This window comes from Peribacillus sp. B65 (genome assembly GCF_058513295.1).
On the sequence record NZ_CP195840.1, the window covers coordinates 4,404,040 to 4,427,446 of the forward strand.

The following is a 23,407-nucleotide window of genomic DNA, read 5'->3' on the forward strand; positions in this document are numbered from 1 at the left end:
ATTGGACCTACTAATAAAAAAAGGTTTCTCTTTTACTAGTCTAATTGCGGTTTTATTTATTTTATAAATATTACAATTAAATATATGACATAAAACTAGATGTACGATCTTGTCTTACTTTAAATTTTCCAATTTAATGTAAGGGAGCATCTTACTTGCTATAAATTGCGAATCATTTCCTTTATTTCATCACGTTTTTGAATGGTTGTATCGTTTTTATTTGGGAAAATCGCTGTGGCACCACCGTCATTTTCAATATCAACTAGTAAATCGAAAAAATTCAAAAGTGGTATGTTGAACGCTTCGTATGACTCATCTATATTGGCAGACTCCATTTCAGCAAAACTTCGACTTGGCCAAACAGGTAGTAAAAATGGATAGTCTCCATCATCATCTTCTAATAGTAATAAGTCGCCATTTTCGTCGCGTAGTAACCACACCTGTTCATCCGTTGCAACCATACCATAAAAATATGCAAGTCGCTTTTCAGCAGGACGGTTTAAAATAAATCGTTTAATTAATTTCATTTATTTCATTCCTTTATGATAATTGTTAGAAAATATACAAGTTTCTATATCTTTCTGTAATTTTCCTTCCTGAACTAAACTGCCCCGATGGTTGCATAAAAAAGGAGCTGCTGATCAACTCCTGATAAGTAAAGCAATCGTTACTTAAATTAGAAATTTAATTAGCTTTTCTTTGTCCTCTTAAATAATAAATAACCTAAAACACCTAAAATTAATGCTATACCTCCGAAAACAATTACTTGAAATATAATATCCCCTATAAACATAACCTGTTTCTCCTTTTCTAAAAAACATTTTCCTAAATCTGTATACGAGATTTCCCCTAAAAAGGTTTCAACTGATAGTTTGATTCTAAAGTCTTATTAAACTAAACTGCCCCGATAGCTCCATAAGAAAAAGAGCAGCCAAAGCAACTCCCTTATTGAAGCAAAGCACCTGTTAGTTTAAGTAGATTTCTTCACAAATTCATTAAATCGTTTTTTATCGGCCAGTTTTCAACAAATTTAATTTACTTCTTTTTTATATTTACTGCTAAACCTTCTATACCATTTTTAGTAAGAGTTTTATTCACTATTTTTTCCAGATTTTGTTTTGTACTATCGAAATCTTCTTTTGAAGTTCTAATCCCCAAATTAACTGAGTTGGTTTCTGTGGATATTCCATAAGCTACAACAACGTCAACCTTCTGCTTGCCAAGTTCCTTAAAAATCAATGATTCAATTTCCTTTTCTTTCTTATTTGTTGAAAATATTTCTGGATCTTTAGGAGTATTAGAACAAGCAGTTAAAAACATAAACACTAGACTTACCAAAATTAAGTTCTTATTAATGATTTTTCCTCCTCTTTTATTTGGCATATTAATCCCTTGAATTTAACATTACCGTAATTATTTTCTTTGCTCAATGGACAAATGGAACTTTTTGGAGTAGCACTAACCTGCCCCGTTAGTTCCATAAAGAAAAAGCTGCCTTAAAGACAGCTCCGATCTTCAGCTAACGCACCCGTTAGCTTAACAACTATAAAAATTCCGGCCAATTAGCTTAGCCTTCTAGAAGAGACCTTTTCACTCTCTTTATAGAAAGGTACATATTTATACTTCTAAATTTATTCCTCTTTAGAATTACCGGCTTTTAATGCAATTAATAGTCGGTTTTTAAATTTTTTTTATTTTTTGGACAAACCCTTGAAAACAGTGAAATTAAAAAAATATAATGTGTCCGAATTAAATAAGTTAATTCAAATTAATCACTATTAAACTAATAAATAAAACTAAAAGGAGAAATAAAGTATGACTAAAAACATCGAAGATTATCCAATGATCCTAACAGCTGTGCACTTATCTGAAATTTTGATGGTGTCTAAGCCAACTGCTTATGAGTTAATGGAACAAAAATCATTTCCACTTATTAAATTAGGTCGCAGCAAACGTGTGCTCCGTGATGAGTTTTTTAATTGGCTGACCCAACAACAAGTGAGCAGCTTATAAAACTGTAAGTGCGTAGTCATATCACCGAACTACCTACTTACCTTACATAATTTTTATCAAACATTTACGGAGGTTAGCATAATGAGAGGTAGCTCAAAAAAGAGCGAAAACTCTTGAACATATAGTAGATTTTGAGAAAAATTCGCTAACAGGTGAATGTATACAAAAAACATAAAGCAGACTCACACGCCAAAAAGATGCACAAGTAGCACTATTCAAGCTGCTATCTGAAAACTAGAGGAAAAGAGTGGCTTATAGAACCGAAAGTAAGTGGTCAAACTGATACTAGACCACTTGCTTTCCAATGTTCTAACACAAACTACAATAGGATATGGGGGCAAGCAATATGAAAGGCACTGTTAAAAAAAGGGGAAATACTTGGTCATATATTGTAGACATAGGAAGAGACCCGATTACAGGTAAACGTAGACAAAAAACAAAGGGTGGTTTTCCTCGTCAAAAAGATGCAGATGCTGCTCTTCGAAAGATTCTAAATGAGCTGGATGCAAATCGATATCTGGAACCGAGCAAAGAATCCTTTTCATCCTATATGGAATTTTGGTTTACGTCCCATTATCAAAAAAGGATTAAAGAAACAACGGCATCAAGCAGAAAGTATTTGATGGATAAGCACTTAATACGAGAAAATCCTTTTGCCAACAAGCCCCTATCAAAAATTACGACCGAAGATATCGATGCTTTTTATAACCTCAAATTAGATGAGGAGTATAGTACAAGTACCATACGAAAATTACACCAGTTGTTAAACCAGGCCTTCGGTCAAGCTGTAAAGTGGAAAAAGATTAGTTTTAATCCGGTGATCAATGCTGATCCACCCTCGGTGAAAAAAGAAGAAATGAAGATATGGTCTTTTGATGAGATTGATTCGTTCCTTAATCACTGCAAAGGGGAACGACATTATCTAACGTTCTTACTCGCTATTTATACGGGAATGAGGAAAGGAGAGCTCCTTGGGCTAAAATGGAGCGATATTGACTTTGGAAAAAAATCTATCCGGATACAACGTTCCCTTTCTCACATCCCGAATAAAGGATATCGTTTATCAACGCCGAAAACGAAAAAATCAAAACGGCAAGTCCCGATTCCTGATTTCCTTGTCAAGGAATTAAAGGCTCATAAAGAACGTCAAGAAACACAGAGGAAAAGGCTTGGTGAACAGTATCAAGCCCAAGACTTAGTCATTTGTACAGAAATCGGCACCTTACAAGATCCACGGAACGTGTTACGTGTGATGAAACGTATCAGTAAAGCCGCTAACGTGACATCCATTCGGTTTCACGATATCCGGCACACACACGCCTCCATCTTGATCTCTGAAGGGGTAGATATCGTCAAAGTAGCGGCTCGTTTAGGACATTCGGATCCTACCATCACGTTAAAGAATTACGCCCATTTGATTCCAAACCAAGATGATGAAGTAGCTGATATTTTCCACAATGCTCTTCAGAAGTCACGTTAGCAAAATGTGAGCAAATCACTATCGTTGATCTAAACGCATCCAGTAAGACAAAATAAAAAAGGCCTAAATCCTTGTTATATCAAGGATTTAAGCCTTTGTTAGTTGATGACCTGTGAGGGATTCGAACCCACGACCCCTTCCCTGTCAAGGTAGTGCTATTGTTATATAACAATTCTAATACCCATATTTCATAGGACGGTATCCTATAGAAAATAAAAAAAAGTTTTTAACGTCGCCGTTTCGTCGCCACCGGGTCACCAAAATTAGCCCTCTAAAGTTATTTGCCTGTACAATTTAAACCAAATAAATACGTAGAATAAATAAAAATAAAATCCAATTATTTATTATTTATAGTTCAGCTTGGACTTCCACTTTTTTAACCACTTATATATAAAATACACTTTATTCCCTTTTTTTATATAACGATTCTCGCCCTAAAAATGCAGTTAACCATGCGGTTATTATTGTACTGATAATAGTAGTAAAATTATTACCTGCCCATTGCCAAATGTTTGGAAAAAGAGTCTTTTCGGCAATATACATGTCATTGACTGTTCCCGTTATATTTGTGATAAGGTCTTCTCCATCGAAGGTGATTCTAGTTGACATATTCCCTTTTGCTGTGACCTTACTCCTAGGAACATCAATTTTTTGGGGGTTACCTGATTTAACAATATTTAATTTACCTAATTTATTTGTGGACATATCAAACGATGACATATGATATTCGATATAAAGTTTAGAAACCAGGAACTCTTCAGCGGGACTCCCCTGTTCAAGGAATATGGGGGTATATAAGGTGAACGTAAAAACTGACGTAAAAACGTATTTAAACTATATCAATGGTAAATGGGTAACTGCTTCTATTCAAAAGGTTGATACTAGTATCAATCCAGCCAATCATCATGAAATCATCGGTTATGTACAACAGTCTGAAAAAGAAGATTTAGATAACGCTGTTCTTGCTGCGAAGGAAGCTCGGGAATGCACTCGAGCAACGTATTGATGAAATTGCGGAAACGATGACTCGTGAAATGGGAAAAACATTTCTGGAAGCAAAAGGGGAAACAGCTAGAGGTGTCGCTATCCTTCGTTATTATGCAGGAGAAGGAATGAGAAAAATAGGTGATGTGATTCCTTCATCGGATTCTGAAGCACTAATGTTCACTACTCGTACTCCCCTTGGAGTTGTAGGTGTTATCACCCCTTGGAATTTCCCAGTGGCAATCCCCATCTGGAAAATAGCGCCGGCACTCATCTATGGAAATACTGTTATTCTTAAACCCAGCTCAAGAAACCGCAGTAACCGCAGCCAAAGTAATAGAATGCTTTGACGAGGCAGGGATTCCAATGGGTACTATTAATATGGTGACAGGCCCTGGGTCTGTCATTGGTCAAGCGATTACTAATCACCCGGATATTAATGGAATTACATTCACTGGATCTGATGCGGTTGGTAAATTAATTGGACTAGGAGCTCTAAAGCGTGGTGCTAAATATCAGTTAGAAATGGGTGGGAAGAATCCTTTCATTGTAGCCAATGACGCCGATTTAGAAGAGGCAGTAGAAGCAACTATTAGTGGAGGCCTCCGTTCTACGGGACAGAAATGTACAGCTACAAGTCGTGTAATCGTACAAAGTAAAGTTTACGAGCAGTTCAAAAATAAACTTATTGAAAAGATAAAGGAAATAAAAATTGGGAATGGTTTAAAAGAAGATGTATGGATGGGGCCATGTGCAAGTGAGAACCAGTTGAATACAGTACTTTCTTACGTAAAGAAAGGAATTGAAGAGGGCGCGACATTGATTTATGGCGGTAAACGTTTGGGGGAAGATGAATTAGTCAATGGATTCTTTATGGAACCTACTGTCTTTGAAAATGTAAGTAATAGAATGTCTATTGCCCAAGAGGAAATTTTCGGACCAGTGCTTGCCCTTATCAAAGTTGAGACTTTAGAAGAAGCATTACAAATTGCAAACGACGTGAAATTTGGACTAAGTGCTTCTATTTTCACTAAAAATATTGGTCACATGCTCTCTTTTATTAATAAGATGGATGCTGGTCTCGTACGTATTAATGCTGAATCTGCGGGAGTTGAACTGCAAGCCCCATTCGGGGGAATGAAACAATCTAGCTCCCACTCTCGTGAGCAAGGAGAAGCTGCAATTGAGTTTTTCACTTCTATTAAAACCGTTTTTGTAAAGGCATAAATGATTGTTTAGAAGTATATATACCAGATAGGTTCTAGCTATTAATTATGTTCTCATGAACTAAACCTACTTAAAAAACGAACCCTCAAAAACTTATAATTGATACTTAGAAAGTGCATAAAAGCTATTGCTTTTATGCACTTTTTATTGTAGAGAATAGAACAAAGCTTGCTAAATCGAGGTGTATAAAAACCTGCATAAATAAAAAAATAAGGCGTATAATAGCCGTCATAAACTCGCCCCCTTTACATCCGTTATCTTCCAATATTATTGAATTAATAGGATAAAAGGGTGTGAATTCAGAAAAAAATTTAACTTTTATCGCTCTTCTTAGGAAGCGGAATCCGGGTTAATGAGTTATCCAACTTAAGGCTAAGGGACTTGGGTTTTGAGGAAAAGCAAATACACATTTTGCGTATTCTCAACCCTCAATTCTCTTGCTACTTGTTTCTAGACCAGGGATTGGATCAACTACACTAGTTAATGAAGCTCCCTGTAATTGTGTCGCAATATTTTTTGCATGCACATAACCTAATCTAATCTGCTCCTGAAGCGTGGTACAAGGAAAATAAGTCCGGATACGTCTTGAATTACTTTGATGGAGCAGAAAAACAATCAAAAATGAATAAGGTACATATAGCAGATTGTCCATACCTTCGGAGAAAGAGTGATGAAGGAAAAAGAACAACTAAATACGAAAAGGTATGTTCCAACAACATTGAAGAACTACTGGAATTTGTAAAGGAGAAACGTGGTAATTCGTGGGAATCCTGCAATTTCTGTAAACCCCTAGAAGTAAAAAAGGAAAGTCTGTTATGAATTTTGAACCTTTATGGAAGTCAAAGTTGGAACAGATAAGTTTTGATATTATGGCTCTTGAACCTTTAGAGATAAAGACACTGAAAAATATGATTTTCCAAAGAAAGGTGGAGTTTATCTTTTTACTACCAAAGATGATGAGTGTGTTTACGTTGGAAAAACAGGTGATTTGAGAGACAGAGTATTTGATGTCCATTTAAATGGCAAAGGTAAATCTAGTTTTAGGCAAGCACTTCTGGGTCAAAAAAAGACTAGAAAGCTTGATGCAGTTACAACTGATGATGAAATAGATTATTTCATTGAGAAAATGTTTTTAATTCGATTTGTGGTAATAGAAGATATCTTGCTAAGGGGATGCGTTGAAGATTTCTTAAATGCCATATTGAAGCCAATATACTCTGTTTCACTTAGCATGAAATAATGCCAAAACTACACTAGGTTGGTGCTTGTACACCTAAAATATAAAAAAAGCGCAGCAGTGCGCTTTTTTATTTAAGAAACGCTTGTTATCTCGTAGTTTAGATTTTTTTTGTTTTCTTTAATTGAATTATCGAGATACAGTCTTCCCAATACTATACCTGTTGCAACAGCTACTTTTACATAGAGTTGTCATAATTCACCTTGTCCAGCTTGTATTGTTAGTATTTAATATCAAGAAAATTTTCTGCACTTCTCAATTTCAATAAGAGCATTTTATATTCTGCCGATTCCTCTTGGATAAGGATTATATCTTTTGGAACATCATCTGACGGGTTTATAATGTTATCTATTAATCTCAAATAAGGTTCTAGTGGCGGATTAAATTTTCTAGTCATTATCATCCCTTTCTTCAAACCATGCGAAAAGGTTTCGTTTCATATAATTTTCAACATATTCGCGTGATACACCGGCTTCTTTTGCTACTTTTTCAATAACATCATCCAAAATAGATTCAGTTTTAATAACTTCAGTGTCCCAAAATCATAATAAGCCGAAAATAGGTAAGTTTTTATTATGACTCGATTGTTTTCGGTTATTTTTCATTCAAAAAACATACTGCCATTAACAACATTATTTAATTGCGAAATACACTTGCCGCTTCTTTTTACTTAATATCATTTGTAATCTTCTTATATAAAAAACGATCGCTCAAATAATGAGTCGATCGTTTTCATTTCTATTTAGCTTATTACTTTAGTTATAAGCCAAATAATAAGTATAAATACATTTGCTAAAATCATAACATATATACTTAATAATATTATTAGATGAATTATTTTAATAAATAACATTTTTCCTAAATAGGTCATTGAATAATTTGAAGTGAAGGAATGTGTTTCCGTTTCCATTTCTGTTCCGATTCTTGTTTCCAATTAAAAAAATAATAAAGTGGAACGATTAGAATATAGAATAAAGCTGCAATCAGTATTTTCAAAATTTTTGGCATCTGTTGGAATTCATCCTCTAAACCATCCTCTGATTTAATTGCATTCCGTATTGAATAATCCACTGAAAAATCTGATGCTAGAATTGAAAATAAAAACAACTGAATAAAGAAAAATATAAAAATACAGGTAGTTATTAAACTTTTCAAACCAGGGTCTTGTAAAAACTTATGGTCAATTGCAAATTTTTCTATAGAAAAAAGCATAAAACAAACTAGAAAGGAAACTAGATAAATTTTATACTTTCTCCATATTTCTTTTATCGCGTCCCAATGTTGTTTTAAATATTCGTTTTCAGAATCATCACAATGATAAAGCATCCTTCCACCAAATTTGCCTAAATTTGAGCCGGACTTCAATTTGGCTAAATAGAATGGATTTGGGGATTTCACCTTAGATGATATGTCATTAAATGAAAATGCAACATTAGGTTGTGATGATGCATATGGAATTAATTTTAATTCATTATCAGAGAGCTCGTAACCAAAATGAGCAAGTGATTTCCATTCTTCATTATCAAATTTATCCAAATCGGTCCTAATATTTGATAATGCTTCACCGACACTTTCATGAACTTGTGTGGGTTTTTTTAATTTTAAGTGGATATGTTTGTAACATATTTTTTGACTTTCTAAATCTTTTAACATTAGATTCTTATTTAATTCCAAACTTAAATCATAACTTCTTCTCAATACTCTAAAACGGTTTCTTGGAATAAAGTCTTGGGAAGTAAGTTGTTTTGAACCATCACTTATTATCATCAAATCCCATTTTTCCTTTTCCTTGTTTAGAGAAAAAACTCCAAGATTATCAAATGCACCTCCATCAACAAATTTGTAAACAGTCGAATCTAAAAATAACTTTGTATAATTAAATATTCCCGGTACACAAGAAGAAGCAGTAACTGCATCTTTTAAATAAACTTGACTTTCTGATGTATAAGTTAACTTTGTTTCTGGGAAATTTATATCTTCATCTTCATATTGACCCATGCAATTTGTCTTAAAATACCAATTTCTCCCATTACTTAAAAGAGTAGAATTTATGATCAACTCCGGCATACCATCGCTTTGGAGGTCAGACATTTTATAATTGTCCTTATAAAAAAATTTATCATAGAAATTTCCGAGAAGTTTTTCTCTGTTCAAAAATACTGCTCTAAATTCATTTAACCAGGAAAAAATACTTTATTACGAATATTTTTACGAACACCGTCAACAAAATCGCTCTCTAATTCTTTAATTAGGTTTATGTAATCTTGTTGAGTTTGAGGTTTCCTTTTAAGTAATTTTATGTAATATAGAGCACCAATAATTGATCCACCAGAAACAGTCGATATTACCTTTATATGACGTAATAAATCTAATTGAGCCATCCTAGCTAAAACCCCTAAGTGGAAAAATGAAGCTCTAAACCCTCCACCTGAAAGAGCTAAACCAATTTTCTCAAACCCTCCAACTGAAAGAGGTAGGACACTTTTTTCAAATTCAGCACCTCTGTTTTCCCGATCATTCGCGCTGCCTTGATTTAGTTTCACTTTAATGCTGCTCATCTTTGTCATTATCAAACTCACACTCCAATTGTATAGGTGAATTCTGGTGTTCTTATTAAAGAATACTACTATTACCTAATTTTTCCTATACAAAATATAAAAAATTTTTTTTAAGCATTCTCCTTTTAAGGGGTTATTGTTATTGATTATAAAAGTAATTCTAACGCCTATGAATGAGACACAATCACATTGTGTCCCATTCGTTAAATTTTTTTCGACCCTAGAGCCATAAGGTTCTTGATCATTCAATACACTAGCACTCAGAGAGTAGTAGTTTTTGAATGAGACATAATGAAATATATTAATAGGGTAAATCTCATTGGGGATGGGTACCGGTATGAAGTTTTTTGTAGAGCCAATCCGGGAACGAAAACTGATTGAAACGATGAAGACCTTGCTGAAAAATAGTCCACGGGAACACTTGTTATTTATCATTGGTATTAATACAGCAATGAGGGTTTCAGACCTTTTGGAGCTCCGGTATGCAGACGTAATGGGTCCTGATGTAAATTGTATAGTCACTTTCAATTGAAGGAAACAAAAACTGGTAAGAACAACAAGATTGCTATGACAAAATGTGTTTAAAAGCATTTGAAGGAGTATATAAAGGAAAATTTTAAAGGAGAATTGAACCAATATATTTTCCAAAGTCGTACGTAAAGGAATAAATCAACCAATCAATCGGAAAAGTGCTTGGAGGATTATCCAAGAGGCAGCAAGCTCTATAGGACTAAGAAGCATAGGAGCGCATTTACTAAAATTTATTTAGAGTTCTTTATTTTGCTATACTAATAGTTGAAGGCAAAGAAAAAAGCCTTACTCCTAATTGAAGTAAAAGCACCCGCTACTAGCATATCTTTTCATCCAACAAAATCTTTTTGAGTTCCTGGAATTTCATTCCCGTTTTCATCTACATCCACTTGAACTTTTTTTGTTTTCTTGAACCCTTTTACAACGGGTACTTCTTTTATGATTGTCTTTGTTTCTTTCTCCGGTTCTTTAACATCAAATTCAGTTTTCCTTTTTACCTTAACTTTCTTTGTTTTTGGGTCAAATTCAAATTCTGTTTCACTATTATCTTTAATTGGCATACCCGACTTTATTGCTTCTGATTTATTCTTAGATTTCATAAATATAGTTCCCAAAAATGTTGCTGCTGCAATTCCAAATCCAATTAATAATTTTCCTCCAATTTCATATTCTGTTCTCTTGTGCTCCATTTCTCCATCTCTCCTTTTTTAAAAGCTTAAGTTTTTTGAAGATGCATAAAAAATAAGATAGGTAACACCCGAACATGTTTTAATTAAACATTCATGCACTTCCTCCGTTCTTTACTTTTCTTTGTCTTTTAATTTTTCAAAAAGATATTCGATTGATACTGATAAAACTTTAGCTAAGGCTAAAGCCAAAAAAACATTTGGTATGGATAATCCACTTTCAACTTTTCTAATGGTTTCTTTAGAAACACCTACCAGACCAGCTAATTTTTCCTGAGATAATCCTCTTTTTTCCCGTTCTTCTTTGAGTATTGTCTTAAACTTCAGGTCACCCACATTTTTTACCTCCAAATCCATTTATTACATGTTTAGATTAACAAATCCAACTTTAGTTGTCAACTATAATTGACAACTAAAGTTGATTGTGAAAATATTGCTGAATGAAAAAAGTTATCTCTCTTATTTTTATGGGTATCCCTTATTTTTTCAAATCCGAATAATAATTTCGATAACCCAATGGGAAAGAAAAGCCATCCATATGATTTTAATACTCTTATAAAGCACGAATTTACCTATATATTGGACACTAAGCTATAGTTCCGGAATCTCTGTTGACACCAACAAAGCAGTATAAACGACTATTTATGCGCAACCAGAATTTCCTTAATCTAAAAGATCATTAAACAACTCATAATCACGAAGAAACGCCGCTGAAAAGCGGCGTTAATTGCTTCTGTTTCGTTTAACTGATAGCAACAAAGTGTCGTTATTATTAGCAAACAAATCTTTTGCTTTATTTTTGCTTTGCAATTGAAAGTCGATAATACGATCATTCCAAATCCTTATAACATTAACTTCTGTCAGGTACTGTAATGACCTCATTATTCTTGATGGTCTATACATATCAGTATCTGGAACATATCTTGATATTTCAATGCTTTCTGCTTTTATTTCACCTTCCAACAGCTTGACGCCATCACTCTCTCCTTCTAAAAGTTTCATATAATTATCATATAAATCTTTTCTTTGAGCTAACAAAAGCGCTTTGACATTTGGATAGGTATACTTATCGACAATCGAGCAGGCAAAATATGGGGTTACGGTTCCGTCTACCGGATTCACATAAATGTGATTAAGGTAATCTATATCAACAATACATCCGTGGATTGTGCCAGTACCGCCAATTTTTTTAATACTATCAGATATGGATTTTAGTGCTTGATTGTAATCGCTAAATAACCCTATGATTGCATCTGAATAATACGCCATTCTCTTAAAGTAATAATTAATGTCGTTATGTTCTAAATTATTAATCATCCCACCATTTAACAGATATTTTTTCCCTGTGTTCTGGTTTTCAAGTATAAAACAATATACATTATTGTTTTTAAGCATATGTATAGTTCCTGCTCTATTAAAAGTTACTTTAATCCCAACGCCTCGGTTAAAGTCCAAATATTGCTCTCTAGAAATAGAATAAATTCCGTCAGGATAATACTTAAAAATATCATAAGCCCTTGATAATTTAAAATGCTTTAGACCTATGCTGGTAGAAAAATATCCAATTTGATTGTCGGAATAAAAAGTTTTTTCCTCGTCACAACAGTAATCATTTCGATGAGTATGTCCATTCACATATATCCAGTTAGGGTTGTAATCCTCATTCGACCAGTTTTCTTTTGGCGTATGTGTTAAAATTATAACTTTATCGTTGCCTAAAACACTTTTCACTTTATTGTAAATGAATTGAAATTGGTTTGTCTGTTTGATGTCCTCATCTATAGACATAATGGTTTGCCGATAAATTCCTTGCGTGGCGTTAAATTGTGAATTTAAGCCGGAAAACCCTAATCCACCCAGTATTACAAAAGGACTTTTCAAGCAGATATGCTTCAACTCGTCCTGATCAATGGATTGCAATTGCTTTTCTGAAATGATCGTTCCGTTTGAAAGCAGCAAATCATTTTGTAAAAAACATATACCTAGATTTGAGAACAAATCCCGGTATTGCTGAATAATTTCATCCAATGTAAGCGATTTAGAATGTGCAAACCCGCGCCGATTGTAATCCCATAATTCGTGATTCCCAAGCACTACTACTATTTGACGATGACTCCAAAACTTCGATTTCATATATTTGACTAATTCTGTATAAAACAAAGTCGATATTTCAAAATTAAAAGATATATCTCCCGCTATTAATAAGTAGTCGTCGTGAGACCCATCTGTAGCAGTATCAATCATTTTTTCTACAAGCTCTCTGATATACATTTTAACTTCCAATTCAGTCGCATTTGTCGGGAATGCTTTTAAAAGCTTATGATTGAGGTGTATATCACTAATATAGTAAATCTTGTGGGAAGTGTCATTTAATGTGGCATTTGAAATCACATCGATATCATGAAGAACAGAGATAGCCTTTACTACTTCATTTTCTGCAGAAATCATCAGCTCTGTTTTGCAATCATAATCTTTGACGTTTTCAGCATAAAAAGAATCGTCATATAAGTGTTGTTCGACTAATACATCGCTGTTAATATAGGCACCTTCAATATTAAAATCGGCGAGACTGACCTCTTTAAAATCATAATGAAGCAAATTGGCATTTTTCAAATCCGCATCTAAATGCTTATAAAAGTCAACAAATAAATCGAATTCTTTTACTTCATCCTCTTCTCTATAGCATATTTTTTCTATCGTAATAAATCTATGTATTTCTTTATCAAAGTATTTTCTCTTAAATACCCGTACCTGTAATTGTCTTTCCAATCTGATAATTTGAATATCGTTGTTTATATCATCTGGCAAGCGGTTTGCTATCTCTCTAACACAAGAGCGGTCACTATACGATATCTCAGAAAGATCGTCGCATTCCCTTAATATCCGTTCAAATATTTCAAGGCAATTATTTAAAGTATACATACTCTCAGGTACAAAAAGAAGAGCTTTCCAACTTGAGTTTACCGCCGCATTGCACAACTCCGTCGTTTTATATCTGTTCGGTACATGCTCTAATGCCAATACATTATTATTAACAGCAGCATTACATAATTCTTTGCTTCTGTTTTTACTTGGCACATATTCCAAGCTCAATCCGTTTTGCTCAACTGCTAACACGAATAGTTCTTTTGACAGAATATTCTTCGGAACAAATTCGAGCGCTAAACCATTTTGCATAATAGCTATTCTGCAAAAACTTTCCGACTTATACTTATCGGGAACATATTCAAGGGCTTTGCCATTTTGCTTTATTGCCTCAAGATAAAGCTTTTTTGTTCGGAACTCATCAGGAATATACGTGGAGTAGGCTATTATTGTTCCGTCATTTCTAACGGCTTCTATGCAAATATCATCCGTCATTATTTTTCTTGACACATATTTTATAGCTAAAGCATTTTGTTTAACAGCAGCAAGACACAAAGCTATAGAATGTGAATTTTTAGGAACCAATTGTAATGTACGACCATTTTGCTTAACAGCTTCTAAGCATCTTTCAGGCGTTTTTTCTACCTTGTCAAGGTACCAACCATTTTCTTGAATGGCTGACATTATATCTCGATCACTTATAGTAATAATCTCAGATGTCTTATCCATTCTATCCACCTCCACTGAAAACACAATTGCCTAAATACATAATACTATATTTTCCCTTTTTGCTTAATTCATTTCACTGAACTTTCATAATCCCCCTTGTCCTCCCGTAATACGCCCAAGCCTCACTGCTGTTTAAATTCGATTTCTAAATCTTTATTGTACTAACCTGCCACGTTAGCACTTCACAATTTCAAAAGAATAAAGGCTATTGATACAAAGCTACCCCTGGAATGGAAGTGCATAATCTTTAGCTGCACAACATTACAGATTTTTTTCTTTTAGGAGTAGCGTCAGGAAAATGCCGATTTACAACGCTAAGCCTATAATCCGATAAAATTAAAAAACAGCAGCCTCAATATACTTGGAAAATGCTGTTTTTTTGGTTAGGCGAATTTTTATATCGCACCCTTACTTCGAATAACAAAAGGTTTATTCCCAATCTCCTGAATTTCTCAATCCTCTTGGTTGTCTTTTGCCGAAATCCACCCAATATTTAAGTCTGGAAATAAGAAATTCTTTTCTTATATCATCTATTTGAGAATTATTAATAGCTTCTTCATTATTATCTATTTTACTTAATTCCTCAGCAAATACAGGTCCTAATCTAAATGTTGGTGGAACAAATTTAGCGACATAATTCCTATTTTTCACTTTACAAGTAATGGTATTTCTTGCTTTGATATTAGGTGTTAATCTATCAAAGGTCATATATATTTCATTTTCTCGCACTAATTGCGATCTTTTTTGATTTAAATCAGGTTTCCCACTAAATTCACTTCTAGACCCGAAAATTAAAACAAATTGTGGTTTAACTGCTTTCCCCCTCGCTATTTCTCCATCTATATCGTAATACTGATAAAAAAGACTTTGGTGATTAGGATTTGAATACCACATTTTCCAATCACTAAGTTGATTTTGAGCTTGAGTAAATTCTGCTGTTGGTCGTCCATCATTTCTAAACCATTTTTTATTAGGTTTTTCTATCTCTATAAAAATTGGATAAATTGTTCCACTATCTGAAGCAATCCACAAAAAATCAGGTATTTTAGTTGTTAAACCTTGGAGTAATGGTTGAGTAATTAAAGCATTATTATATGGAGCATGACCAGATTCACCATAAATTCCAAAAGCTCCTGGTAATAGTGATGGATTTTTTTCAAAAAATTCTTGAAAAACATCTTCCTCGTCTCCATGTTCTTTTAATAGGATCTCATAATCTTCAAGTAAATTTCTTTCGTAATCTTCCCATTCAATAACTTTTGGAGCATTATCTATAAGGTTGTAGGGTTTGTTAAAAATAGAATTTTCACTAATCATAGTATAATTCACCACTTTCTTCCGGTTAGGTTAAACACAACTATCTAGTTTTCTGTTTTTCTTTTTAATACTAATCTGCATCTTCACTTCGACAAGAATAGCTACAACTCCTTCTTGTACCAACCTGCAACTTTAATTTAATTAGAAACATGAGTTGACTTGCAACCCATGTTTTTCAAGTAAAGCACCCGTTAGTTAATTGAAAATCCCTTCTTGAACTAAACTGCTCCGTTAGTTGAACAAGAAAAAAGCACAAATAAATAATTCCTTATTAAAAGCCCTTCTCAACTGAGAGGGGACCATTTTCATTATAATTACTCTATTACCTTTTCTAAAATAATGCGTTCATTAAATCCCCCTCGTTTTTCTAACTTATCAGCTTTTACTTTTAATACCTTTTCCATATCTAAGTTAAAGGCGTATGCCATACCGTCAATAACTTCTAATATATCCGCTAACTCTTCTTCGTTAGGTGTAGCTTTAAACTCTTCCAATTCTTCTATTAATTTATGCAGTAACAACGGCTTAACCTCTTGTTCGGTAGCAACAAGTGTAAAAGGTACTTTATTACCCTGTTTAACGATTTGCGGAATTTTATCCCGTACTAATTTGTTATAAATTTTTTCACCCACTAATATCGCCCCTATCCTTTAAATGAAATCCAAAACTTTTTAACGTAATCCTTTTCAACGGCAATTTGTAATTGATCATAGTCCTTAGTGTTATTTTGCATACGGTCTAATAACTGTTTATTTCGCTCTTCTAAGCGAATTATATCTTCATTTGAAGGCAAACGGTTAGACTTTTCGGAGTTTTCCCCTTTATGGCAGTACACTAAGTTCCATAAATCATCCGAAAACATATAAGACCACGGTATAACATGGTCAACGGAAATCTCGTTTTCAGCTATGTTTTCACCGCAATAAAAACACTTTCTTTTGCCGTCCTCAAACATTAAATCAAGGTACTGATGAAACTTTTTTAAAGAAGTCCGTCTAATGTTATTTTCATCTATTGCCCGTACTTTTCTTGAAATCCGTGGACTATAATCAAAGCCCTCTAACATTTGTGTCCAACGGTAATTTATAACGGTAAATAAAAAATCACTGTACTCTTTAAGAGTTAAGACATGGTTTTTATAAAAAAATACCTTACCCTCATTACGGTCCAATTCATATATTTCGTATGTTTGACGGTTAAGGTTCTTAAAACGCCAACAAACATCTTGCTTTAGTGTTCTAACAATGTTTTTTAGCGCCAATTCATATTCACGGGCTAATTTAATCGTACTAAAGTCTATCTTTTCAAATCTTATTGGTTGTACAGATTGCTTTTTATTAAAGAATAACGTTATTAAATCCTTAGTAGAAGAAATGATTTCAGGAGGTTTTTTTATGTTTGGACTTTGTATTAAATCAAAGTAAATTGTTTGATTCCAATAATACTTTAAACAAAGTTTTCCAATATCGTTAAAATCAAATATAACAATATCTTCTATAGGTTCATTGGTATTAACGGTTAATTCAACTAACGCCTTAGACCATGCCATTTTATATGTATTATCAAAGTTGCAATTCAAAATAAGGTCGTTCCACTGTTTAATGTAAATGTCCATTGTTAAACCTTTCCTCGTTATTCTAGTTAAATAATTATATCAAATATTCCCATTTAGAAGAAACACTAAAAAAGAGCAAATTTGTTCATAATGTTGTCGAAAGGATCAAAATGAAACTGTCGAAAATTCCTAATATGGAGGTGAATTTATGGCAATAAAACTAATTACTGTTCCGAGAGCACAAGCTGAGATTAGAAGGCTGCATCAGTACATAACTTTGGTAGAGGAATATCAGGCAGATACCTTGAAAAAATGGATTATCAAGGAGTAAGCATACACGAACAGCATTACAGAAGTTGTTAAGAGAGCAAATGCCAAAGGAATGGCTCTTGACCAAGCTTATGCAAAATCTGTTTTAAAAGAAAAGGCAAATGATGAGCTTCACAGAATGTTGAGGTCTGGTTATCTTGCACGATTGAGACCAAAAAAAGAGAGACTTTACTGACCTTACATAATTTAAATCATAATAGGCAAAGTGGTTGCTCTTTGCTTTTTTTATGACCTAAAAAAGACCACTTGTCGTGGTCTAAATTTTTTACCTTTTCTAATAAAGCCTTCGTTAGCTTAGTAACAACATATTAATAATCGTATAAAGGTGTTATCCCTTACCTAAAAGCTTAACTTATTATTTTATTTATCGGGTAAACATTACTAATTTGAAAACGTTTTTTTCTAGAAATTTTTATTGTAAAATAAAATAAGATTTAATTAAGTAATTTTACACTTTTAAAGGAGGAACGTTAGATGGCTGGCATTGATTCAAAGAAAGTCGAAATATCAAATTTACTTTTAAGTGTAGACTTCAAATACAAAGTACCAGATTTTCAGCGTACTTTTGTTTGGGGAGCAGCTCAAGCAAGAGATTTAATGGATGACTTTAGTGAAGATACAGATAATTTTAATAAAGATCCCGAAGAATTAGATGGATATCTGTTAGGAAATATTGTTGCTATTGAGGATGAGAAAAATAAAATTAGATACGTTATTGATGGACAACAAAGATTAACAACTTTAACTTTAATATTCAGAATTATGTATCTTAAAAATTTAGAATTAAGTATGAATCCAAATTATAATAATTATACAGTAGTTTTACATGGTTTAACTTCGAAACTGTTGAGTGGATATTCAAAATTGAGTTACAGTGGACAGGCAACACATAAATTGTTCCATGATGAAAGTTTAAATTTCGGGCAAACTTATCGATACTTACTGATAGATGACCCAGCCACATATACAGAGGAAAACGATGAAACTCCTTCTGATAAAAATATTAGAATTGTGTATGAAACTTTAAGTGAATATATTGAGCAGATGAGCATTGAACAACATCTAAAATTTGCAATGTATCTAGAAAGTAAGGTTAGCGTAATATTGACGAAAGCCCCTAATTTAGCAAAAGCATTTCAATTGTTTGAAATCCTCAATAATCGTGGGGTTCGCCTAGAACCTATTGATTTAATTAAGAACTTGTTATTAAAAAAATTATCCGAGCAAGGTGCTACTGATGACCAAGAAATTGAATTTAAAAATAATTGGGCAAGCTTTTTAGATAACCTTCACTATAATAAAAGAGCATCAATTAATGAGAGCCAATTTTTAAAACATTATATTATTGGAACAAAGGGTAAAAACATTAAAAATGAAAAGATGTATGAAGAATTTGCAGATAACTTTTTTAAAGTCACAAATATTACCGAGATTTTAGACTTCTCAAAAGATATAAAAAAGAGAGCAGAAGCTTACACTAAAATCGCATTCATAGCAGATAACAATTATACAGATGATTTAAATAAATTAAAATATTTAGTAGATATTTTGGGAATAAAACAATTATTTTTCTTACTGATACCATTTTATAATGAATCCCAAGAAACTAAAGAGGAAGTATTGGATTTAGCAATTCGTCTAGGTTCAAGTGTGTTATTTTCTTTTACACAAACAAATTACATTGAAAGAGAGATTCCATCTATAATAGAAAAATACCTAAGTAATAGCAAAAAAAATAAAACTAATGCATATGCTCAATTTGTAAACAGCATTGACTTATTAATAAAAGAAAAAGCATTGGATGCTAAAAACGCCATTGCAACAAGAAAATTTGAAAAAGGATCAAAAGAAAAACCAATAAATAAAGTTGACCAAATTTTTAAATTCATTGAATACTATGGTCTAAACCACGAAAGGGTTCTTGATAAAAAAATTAATAATAAAAAAATTAGTATTGAACACATTTTCTCGAGGAAAATGGCACTTAACCAACTACATAATTATGGATTTAGTAACGAGAATGAGTTTAAAGACAATTTAAACAGAATAGGTAATTTAACATTACTACTACTTGACTCAAACACTTCTGGTTCAAATAAAGTCCCTGAAGATAAGGCAGTTCATTATAAAATCAGTGAATTCTTTGTAACTAAGAAACTAACTGGAAATATTCCTTTTAGCGTTAAAAGTGGCGAAAGAAAAGAAAAAATAGACTTTTTAAATAAAAAATTAACCTCTTATTTCGAAAAAAATAACAAATTTAATAAACATTCAGTGGAAAAAAGATCAAATGAAATTGCTGAAATCGTATATGATTTACTAACAGAATAACAGAGAGTTTTTTTATCAGTCATTTATAACATTGGTGCGAAAAACACTTATACCACTTCAAAATAATTGTACAATACAATTCTCTATGAATTCATTGGTGACTAGATGCCATATATGGAATATTCCACTATTATCATTGCTTTTGACTACTAAATAACATTTATTGTTCCTTTATTTCACGATGCCTTAATGTCCCTAACTTACTTCATTTATCCGTACAAACATTCAAAATAAAACCTGTGAATAAGCGGGTATTTGCGAGAAACTGAGGAAGTTCAATAAGGTGAGGAGCCTGACGCCAATAGGATATTCAGTAAAAAAAAGAATCACAAGTAGATGAAATCTATATTGTGATTCTTTTCAACCATAAAAAACTCGGATTCAAATCTTTAATTCTTCTCTCGGAACTCTTTTCCTGCTGATTTTTGATCCTTTATTTTAAAAGAAATGAGGAAGCTAATTAACGAAAGTACAGCGATGACAATAAATGAGATTTGCGCGCCATACATATCAGGATGGACGATCTCGGGACGCTGCTGAGCATTTTCGGTAGCTGATGTCATTACAGTAACAAGTATGGCAGTACCTACAGATGCGGCAATCATTTTCATCGTATTATCCATTGCTGCACCATGGGCGATTAACCGTTTAGGCAGCTGGTTTAAGGCGGCTGTCGAAACAGGCATCATAACCATGGCTAATCCGAACATCCGAATACTGTACATGACCATTATAAATGTAAAGCTTGTCGAGGGACCAACATCCATAAAAGTAAAGGAGGAGGCGGTTATGAGGAGTAATCCGCCAATAACCAGCCACCTGGCCCCAATCCGGTCAAAAATACGTCCAATGAACGGTGACATTATTCCGGTAATAAGCGCTCCAGGGAGTATGGCTAATCCAGCTTCAAACGCAGTAAATCCTCGCATGTTTTGCATAAATAGCGGGATGAGCGTTTCGGCACCTATCAGACCCATAAAGGTAATGGCTCCAATAATAATGGCAATCGGGAATAATGAATACGTAAACACACGGAACTCCAGCATTGGATGCTTTAATCGCAATTGCCTTTTGATAAACCAAACAAGTGAAATTGTTCCAATGCCTAGCGATATGATGGTACTCTCGTCTGTCCAGCCATAATTACCTGCAGCTGTAAATCCATACAATAACCCACCGAAACCTACGGAAGATAAAACAATCGAAAGCACATCCACTTTTGGCCGTGTAACTTCTGTTACATTTTTTAAAGCGAAGAATGCAACTATGATATCAATAATAGCAATTGGAAGAATGATAAAGAATAACACCCTCCATGAGTAGGTCTCCGTAACCCAGCCAGATAAAGCGGGACCAATAGCTGGCGCGAAGGAAATAACCAGACCGACCAGTCCCATCGCTGCACCCCGTTTATGAACAGGGAAAATCATTAGGAAGACTGTCTGCATTAACGGGAGCATGATTCCGGCTCCGCTCGACTGAATCATCCGTCCTAGCAGCAGCATTCCAAAATTAGGAGCTAGCCCCGCCACCAAAGTACCAATAGCAAAAATCCCCATCGCGGAAAGGAAAAGCTGTCTGGTGGTAAAGCGCTCCAGTAAAAACGCGCTAACAGGGATCATGATCCCATTAACCAGCATAAAAACGGTTGTTAGCCACTGTGCACTATTTGCCGTAACATTCATCTCCTCCATTACAGGAGGAATCGCGGTAATCATTAATGTTTGATTCAAGATCGCAATAAATGTGCCCGCAAGTAAAAGGGCAACAATTGTTGACTGTTTACTTTTTGTTGAACTCAATTAAGGTCCCCCTTTACGATTAGGAAAAAAACATACTTTTGTAGATTACACGAATTTACATAAGATTTCCACTTATTTGCTGTTAAAAATAATAGTAATAAAGTTGGCATTAAATCATTCCTTTCCCTACAAATAAAAAGGGATTTCCTTTGAAAAATAGGCTGCAATGGATGTCCGTTTTGGCCTGGTCACAGGGTTGCTGTTAAGCCAAACACGGTAGCACCTCAAAAGTCACTCACCTATAAGAGCAGATCAAATAGCGGTATCAGTCATCATAACATTCATATCAAGTGATCGTATTATTGCATAAAAACTTAACTGGCTTATAACCACTTATCACCATTGCCATTACGTTGCCGATATTTGCTAAACGTATATTTCCGCGTTTTGATACCTTAGTCCCTATGATTTAAAAGCGAATGATACTTTTTGAATTTCCAGCAAAATGGCCATTATCTACAGTATGTTTTTCCGCCATATTCATAGTTTTATGAATAACAATAGAAGAAAGTCGTCAGTTTCAGAGCGTTTATTGCTGAATTTTGGACTCTATTGAATGGCGCTCTCTTAAAAGATCCATAAATGGTTTAAAAACTTTTTATATAGAAAAAGTTCAAAAGAGGGAGAACTAGTCACCTGGATGACTTGGTCGCCCTCTTTTAATAGAATAATCACTATACTTCTTTATTCGAAACCCTGCATGAGTTTGCTGCATATTTCCATCTTTATATTTTTCCAATGTTATAAAAGCAACCTTCGGTAAAGACAAACCCATACTAGTGAATATTTATGATCCGATTACCCTAGAATTCCCGGTTAATTTAACTGTTCTATTTAATTCTTTAAAAAGCTCTATACTTTCTTTATCCATCCTGTAAATAAAAAGCACCCAATTTAATGGATGCTTAGATTTCCTTTCTTTCGTAATCTTATTTCAAATTTATCACTGAAAAATTCGTTTGCATTAAAAATGGTACTAATGTCTGAAATATCACCTATGTTTACAATTAAGGCTTCATCAACTTCTTGATCTGTGAGAACTATGCGATATTCATATTGATTTTCAAAGTATTTATCTTTCCAAAAATAAATATCAGTCCCTTGATTTTTATAAGAGCTCATCCTAGCTGAGGAATTGATGTTATAATCATCATATTTTACCAAGCCCCCTCTGTAAGCATAACCTTTTTCATTGAGTGTTCTAGTTATTCTGTCAATAAATTGCGATGGGGTAACAAAAATTAAGCTATCTCCGAACTCCCTGATCATTTTATCGATTTGTTCATTAGGTAAATCAAATTTGGTATAGTAATACTTTTCATCCTCGTTAACCACTTTTAACATATCGCCAATAATTGCAAACATACAATATAATGGTCTTTTTACATTTATATTTTTTCTGAAATTCAATTTTTTAGTACGCCCCGACATTATTAATTCATTGGTATCTTGAGTAAAGAAATTCATTGTTAATTCCGTAAAAACATGTGCTGCTTCAAATTTGTCTCCTACACCTTTTTCTCCTGAAGCACTTTCTATATCAATATACTTTTTGAAATTATTCATATATAAATCTCCAGACAAAAAACTTTCCACAAAAGGTGTGAACTTTATAAATCCAAAAACTTGACCTTTAAATCCAACGTCTGACATTTTCATACGCTTCATTCCCTCCTATTTGACTACTAAATTCACAAAAGGGACTATTCACCGGTATTTATTCTAAGACTATTATGAACGTTTACTATTAGTGAACATGTAA

18 protein-coding genes and 2 pseudogenes are annotated in these 23,407 nt (G+C 33.4%); 7 read left to right on the forward strand and 13 right to left on the reverse strand.

Annotated elements, in window-relative coordinates; translation table 11 throughout:
- Positions 1 to 158: 158 nt before the first annotated feature.
- Both ACSR9O_RS21475 and ACSR9O_RS21480 read right to left on the reverse strand, forming a co-directional pair.
- Positions 159 to 527 carry a DUF2750 domain-containing protein gene (locus ACSR9O_RS21475; RefSeq protein WP_283867320.1) on the reverse strand — a complete coding sequence of 123 codons (369 nt, stop codon included), beginning with the start codon at positions 525 to 527 and terminating at the stop codon, positions 159 to 161.
- Between the two features lie 508 nt (positions 528 to 1,035).
- Positions 1,036 to 1,383 carry a hypothetical protein gene (locus ACSR9O_RS21480; protein WP_283867319.1) on the reverse strand — a complete coding sequence of 116 codons (348 nt, stop codon included), beginning with the start codon at positions 1,381 to 1,383 and terminating at the stop codon, positions 1,036 to 1,038.
- A 432-nt stretch (positions 1,384 to 1,815) separates the two neighbouring features.
- Here ACSR9O_RS21480 and ACSR9O_RS21485 point away from each other — a divergent pair, with 432 nt between their 5' ends.
- Together ACSR9O_RS21485 and ACSR9O_RS21490 are read left to right on the forward strand one after the other, a co-directional pair.
- Positions 1,816 to 2,013: a helix-turn-helix domain-containing protein gene (locus ACSR9O_RS21485; protein WP_283867318.1), complete on the forward strand. Its 198-nt coding sequence runs from the start codon at positions 1,816 to 1,818 to the stop codon at positions 2,011 to 2,013.
- Positions 2,014 to 2,359: 346 nt separating this feature from the next.
- Positions 2,360 to 3,493, forward strand: a complete 1,134-nt coding sequence (locus ACSR9O_RS21490) for a site-specific integrase (protein WP_491725055.1) — start codon at positions 2,360 to 2,362, stop codon at positions 3,491 to 3,493.
- A gap of 402 nt (positions 3,494 to 3,895) precedes the next feature.
- On the opposite strand, the gene ACSR9O_RS21495 is transcribed toward ACSR9O_RS21490, so the two are convergent.
- On the reverse strand, positions 3,896 to 4,213 hold the full coding sequence (locus tag ACSR9O_RS21495) for a hypothetical protein (protein ID WP_491725056.1): 318 nt from the start codon (positions 4,211 to 4,213) through the stop codon (positions 3,896 to 3,898).
- A gap of 64 nt (positions 4,214 to 4,277) precedes the next feature.
- Between ACSR9O_RS21495 and gucD the strand changes: the two are divergent.
- Together gucD and ACSR9O_RS21505 are read left to right on the forward strand one after the other, a co-directional pair.
- Positions 4,278 to 5,704: pseudogene (gene gucD / locus ACSR9O_RS21500) on the forward strand (alpha-ketoglutaric semialdehyde dehydrogenase GucD).
- 934 nt (positions 5,705 to 6,638) lie between these two features.
- A pseudogene (locus tag ACSR9O_RS21505) lies at positions 6,639 to 6,944 on the forward strand (GIY-YIG nuclease family protein); the annotation flags it as partial.
- A gap of 864 nt (positions 6,945 to 7,808) precedes the next feature.
- Here the strand turns inward: ACSR9O_RS21505 and ACSR9O_RS21510 are convergent.
- Together ACSR9O_RS21510 and ACSR9O_RS21515 are read right to left on the reverse strand one after the other, a co-directional pair.
- A complete protein-coding gene (locus ACSR9O_RS21510) occupies positions 7,809 to 9,095 on the reverse strand; it encodes a patatin-like phospholipase family protein (protein ID WP_491725057.1) in 1,287 nt (428 codons plus the stop codon).
- A gap of 20 nt (positions 9,096 to 9,115) precedes the next feature.
- Positions 9,116 to 9,508, reverse strand: coding sequence for a patatin-like phospholipase family protein (locus ACSR9O_RS21515; protein WP_491725496.1), 393 nt, complete (start codon positions 9,506 to 9,508; stop codon positions 9,116 to 9,118).
- Between the two features lie 328 nt (positions 9,509 to 9,836).
- Here ACSR9O_RS21515 and ACSR9O_RS21520 point away from each other — a divergent pair, with 328 nt between their 5' ends.
- Positions 9,837 to 10,031: a hypothetical protein gene (locus ACSR9O_RS21520; protein WP_491725058.1), complete on the forward strand. Its 195-nt coding sequence runs from the start codon at positions 9,837 to 9,839 to the stop codon at positions 10,029 to 10,031.
- 328 nt (positions 10,032 to 10,359) lie between these two features.
- Here ACSR9O_RS21520 and ACSR9O_RS21525 read toward each other — a convergent pair whose 3' ends face one another.
- From ACSR9O_RS21525 to ACSR9O_RS21550, 6 genes are all read right to left on the reverse strand, one after another.
- Positions 10,360 to 10,719, reverse strand: a complete 360-nt coding sequence (locus tag ACSR9O_RS21525; RefSeq protein ID WP_491725059.1) for a hypothetical protein — start codon at positions 10,717 to 10,719, stop codon at positions 10,360 to 10,362.
- Between the two features lie 111 nt (positions 10,720 to 10,830).
- A complete protein-coding gene (locus ACSR9O_RS21530) occupies positions 10,831 to 11,073 on the reverse strand; it encodes a helix-turn-helix transcriptional regulator (protein ID WP_491725060.1) in 243 nt (80 codons plus the stop codon).
- A gap of 366 nt (positions 11,074 to 11,439) precedes the next feature.
- Positions 11,440 to 14,310 carry a DUF4116 domain-containing protein gene (locus tag ACSR9O_RS21535; protein ID WP_491725061.1) on the reverse strand — a complete coding sequence of 957 codons (2,871 nt, stop codon included), beginning with the start codon at positions 14,308 to 14,310 and terminating at the stop codon, positions 11,440 to 11,442.
- A gap of 429 nt (positions 14,311 to 14,739) precedes the next feature.
- Positions 14,740 to 15,627 carry a Shedu anti-phage system protein SduA domain-containing protein gene (locus ACSR9O_RS21540; RefSeq protein ID WP_491725062.1) on the reverse strand — a complete coding sequence of 296 codons (888 nt, stop codon included), beginning with the start codon at positions 15,625 to 15,627 and terminating at the stop codon, positions 14,740 to 14,742.
- A gap of 314 nt (positions 15,628 to 15,941) precedes the next feature.
- Positions 15,942 to 16,259, reverse strand: coding sequence for a phosphoribosyl-ATP pyrophosphohydrolase (locus tag ACSR9O_RS21545; RefSeq protein ID WP_491725063.1), 318 nt, complete (start codon positions 16,257 to 16,259; stop codon positions 15,942 to 15,944).
- Between the two features lie 11 nt (positions 16,260 to 16,270).
- Positions 16,271 to 17,242 carry an HNH endonuclease domain-containing protein gene (locus ACSR9O_RS21550; RefSeq protein ID WP_491725064.1) on the reverse strand — a complete coding sequence of 324 codons (972 nt, stop codon included), beginning with the start codon at positions 17,240 to 17,242 and terminating at the stop codon, positions 16,271 to 16,273.
- A gap of 148 nt (positions 17,243 to 17,390) precedes the next feature.
- On the opposite strand from ACSR9O_RS21550, the gene ACSR9O_RS21555 reads away from it, so the two are divergent.
- On the forward strand, positions 17,391 to 17,513 hold the full coding sequence (locus ACSR9O_RS21555; protein WP_491725065.1) for a hypothetical protein: 123 nt from the start codon (positions 17,391 to 17,393) through the stop codon (positions 17,511 to 17,513).
- A gap of 473 nt (positions 17,514 to 17,986) precedes the next feature.
- Complete coding sequence (locus ACSR9O_RS21560) at positions 17,987 to 19,843, forward strand: DUF262 domain-containing protein (protein WP_491725066.1); 1,857 nt, start codon at positions 17,987 to 17,989, stop codon at positions 19,841 to 19,843.
- 389 nt (positions 19,844 to 20,232) lie between these two features.
- Here ACSR9O_RS21560 and ACSR9O_RS21565 read toward each other — a convergent pair whose 3' ends face one another.
- Together ACSR9O_RS21565 and ACSR9O_RS21570 are read right to left on the reverse strand one after the other, a co-directional pair.
- Positions 20,233 to 21,645: a DHA2 family efflux MFS transporter permease subunit gene (locus ACSR9O_RS21565; protein WP_491725067.1), complete on the reverse strand. Its 1,413-nt coding sequence runs from the start codon at positions 21,643 to 21,645 to the stop codon at positions 20,233 to 20,235.
- An 894-nt stretch (positions 21,646 to 22,539) separates the two neighbouring features.
- Positions 22,540 to 23,304 carry a hypothetical protein gene (locus ACSR9O_RS21570; RefSeq protein ID WP_491725068.1) on the reverse strand — a complete coding sequence of 255 codons (765 nt, stop codon included), beginning with the start codon at positions 23,302 to 23,304 and terminating at the stop codon, positions 22,540 to 22,542.
- Positions 23,305 to 23,407 lie beyond the last annotated feature (103 nt).

Bases quoted from the DNA above. Each gene is read 5' to 3' on its own strand.
- ACSR9O_RS21520 (WP_491725058.1), top strand. From the start codon at position 9,837: ATGAAGTTTTTTGTAGAGCCAATCCGGGAACGAAAACTGATTGAAACG.
- ACSR9O_RS21495 (WP_491725056.1), bottom strand. From the start codon at position 4,213: ATGTCATCGTTTGATATGTCCACAAATAAATTAGGTAAATTAAATATT.
- ACSR9O_RS21475 (WP_283867320.1), bottom strand. From the start codon at position 527: ATGAAATTAATTAAACGATTTATTTTAAACCGTCCTGCTGAAAAGCGA.
- ACSR9O_RS21550 (WP_491725064.1), bottom strand. From the start codon at position 17,242: ATGGACATTTACATTAAACAGTGGAACGACCTTATTTTGAATTGCAAC.
- ACSR9O_RS21535 (WP_491725061.1), bottom strand. From the start codon at position 14,310: ATGGATAAGACATCTGAGATTATTACTATAAGTGATCGAGATATAATG.
- ACSR9O_RS21490 (WP_491725055.1), top strand. From the start codon at position 2,360: ATGAAAGGCACTGTTAAAAAAAGGGGAAATACTTGGTCATATATTGTA.
- ACSR9O_RS21485 (WP_283867318.1), top strand. From the start codon at position 1,816: ATGACTAAAAACATCGAAGATTATCCAATGATCCTAACAGCTGTGCAC.
- ACSR9O_RS21570 (WP_491725068.1), bottom strand. From the start codon at position 23,304: ATGAAAATGTCAGACGTTGGATTTAAAGGTCAAGTTTTTGGATTTATA.
- ACSR9O_RS21530 (WP_491725060.1), bottom strand. From the start codon at position 11,073: ATGGATTTGGAGGTAAAAAATGTGGGTGACCTGAAGTTTAAGACAATA.
- ACSR9O_RS21560 (WP_491725066.1), top strand. From the start codon at position 17,987: ATGGCTGGCATTGATTCAAAGAAAGTCGAAATATCAAATTTACTTTTA.
- ACSR9O_RS21540 (WP_491725062.1), bottom strand. From the start codon at position 15,627: ATGATTAGTGAAAATTCTATTTTTAACAAACCCTACAACCTTATAGAT.
- ACSR9O_RS21525 (WP_491725059.1), bottom strand. From the start codon at position 10,719: ATGGAGCACAAGAGAACAGAATATGAAATTGGAGGAAAATTATTAATT.
- ACSR9O_RS21480 (WP_283867319.1), bottom strand. From the start codon at position 1,383: ATGCCAAATAAAAGAGGAGGAAAAATCATTAATAAGAACTTAATTTTG.
- ACSR9O_RS21555 (WP_491725065.1), top strand. From the start codon at position 17,391: ATGGCAATAAAACTAATTACTGTTCCGAGAGCACAAGCTGAGATTAGA.
- ACSR9O_RS21515 (WP_491725496.1), bottom strand. From the start codon at position 9,508: ATGACAAAGATGAGCAGCATTAAAGTGAAACTAAATCAAGGCAGCGCG.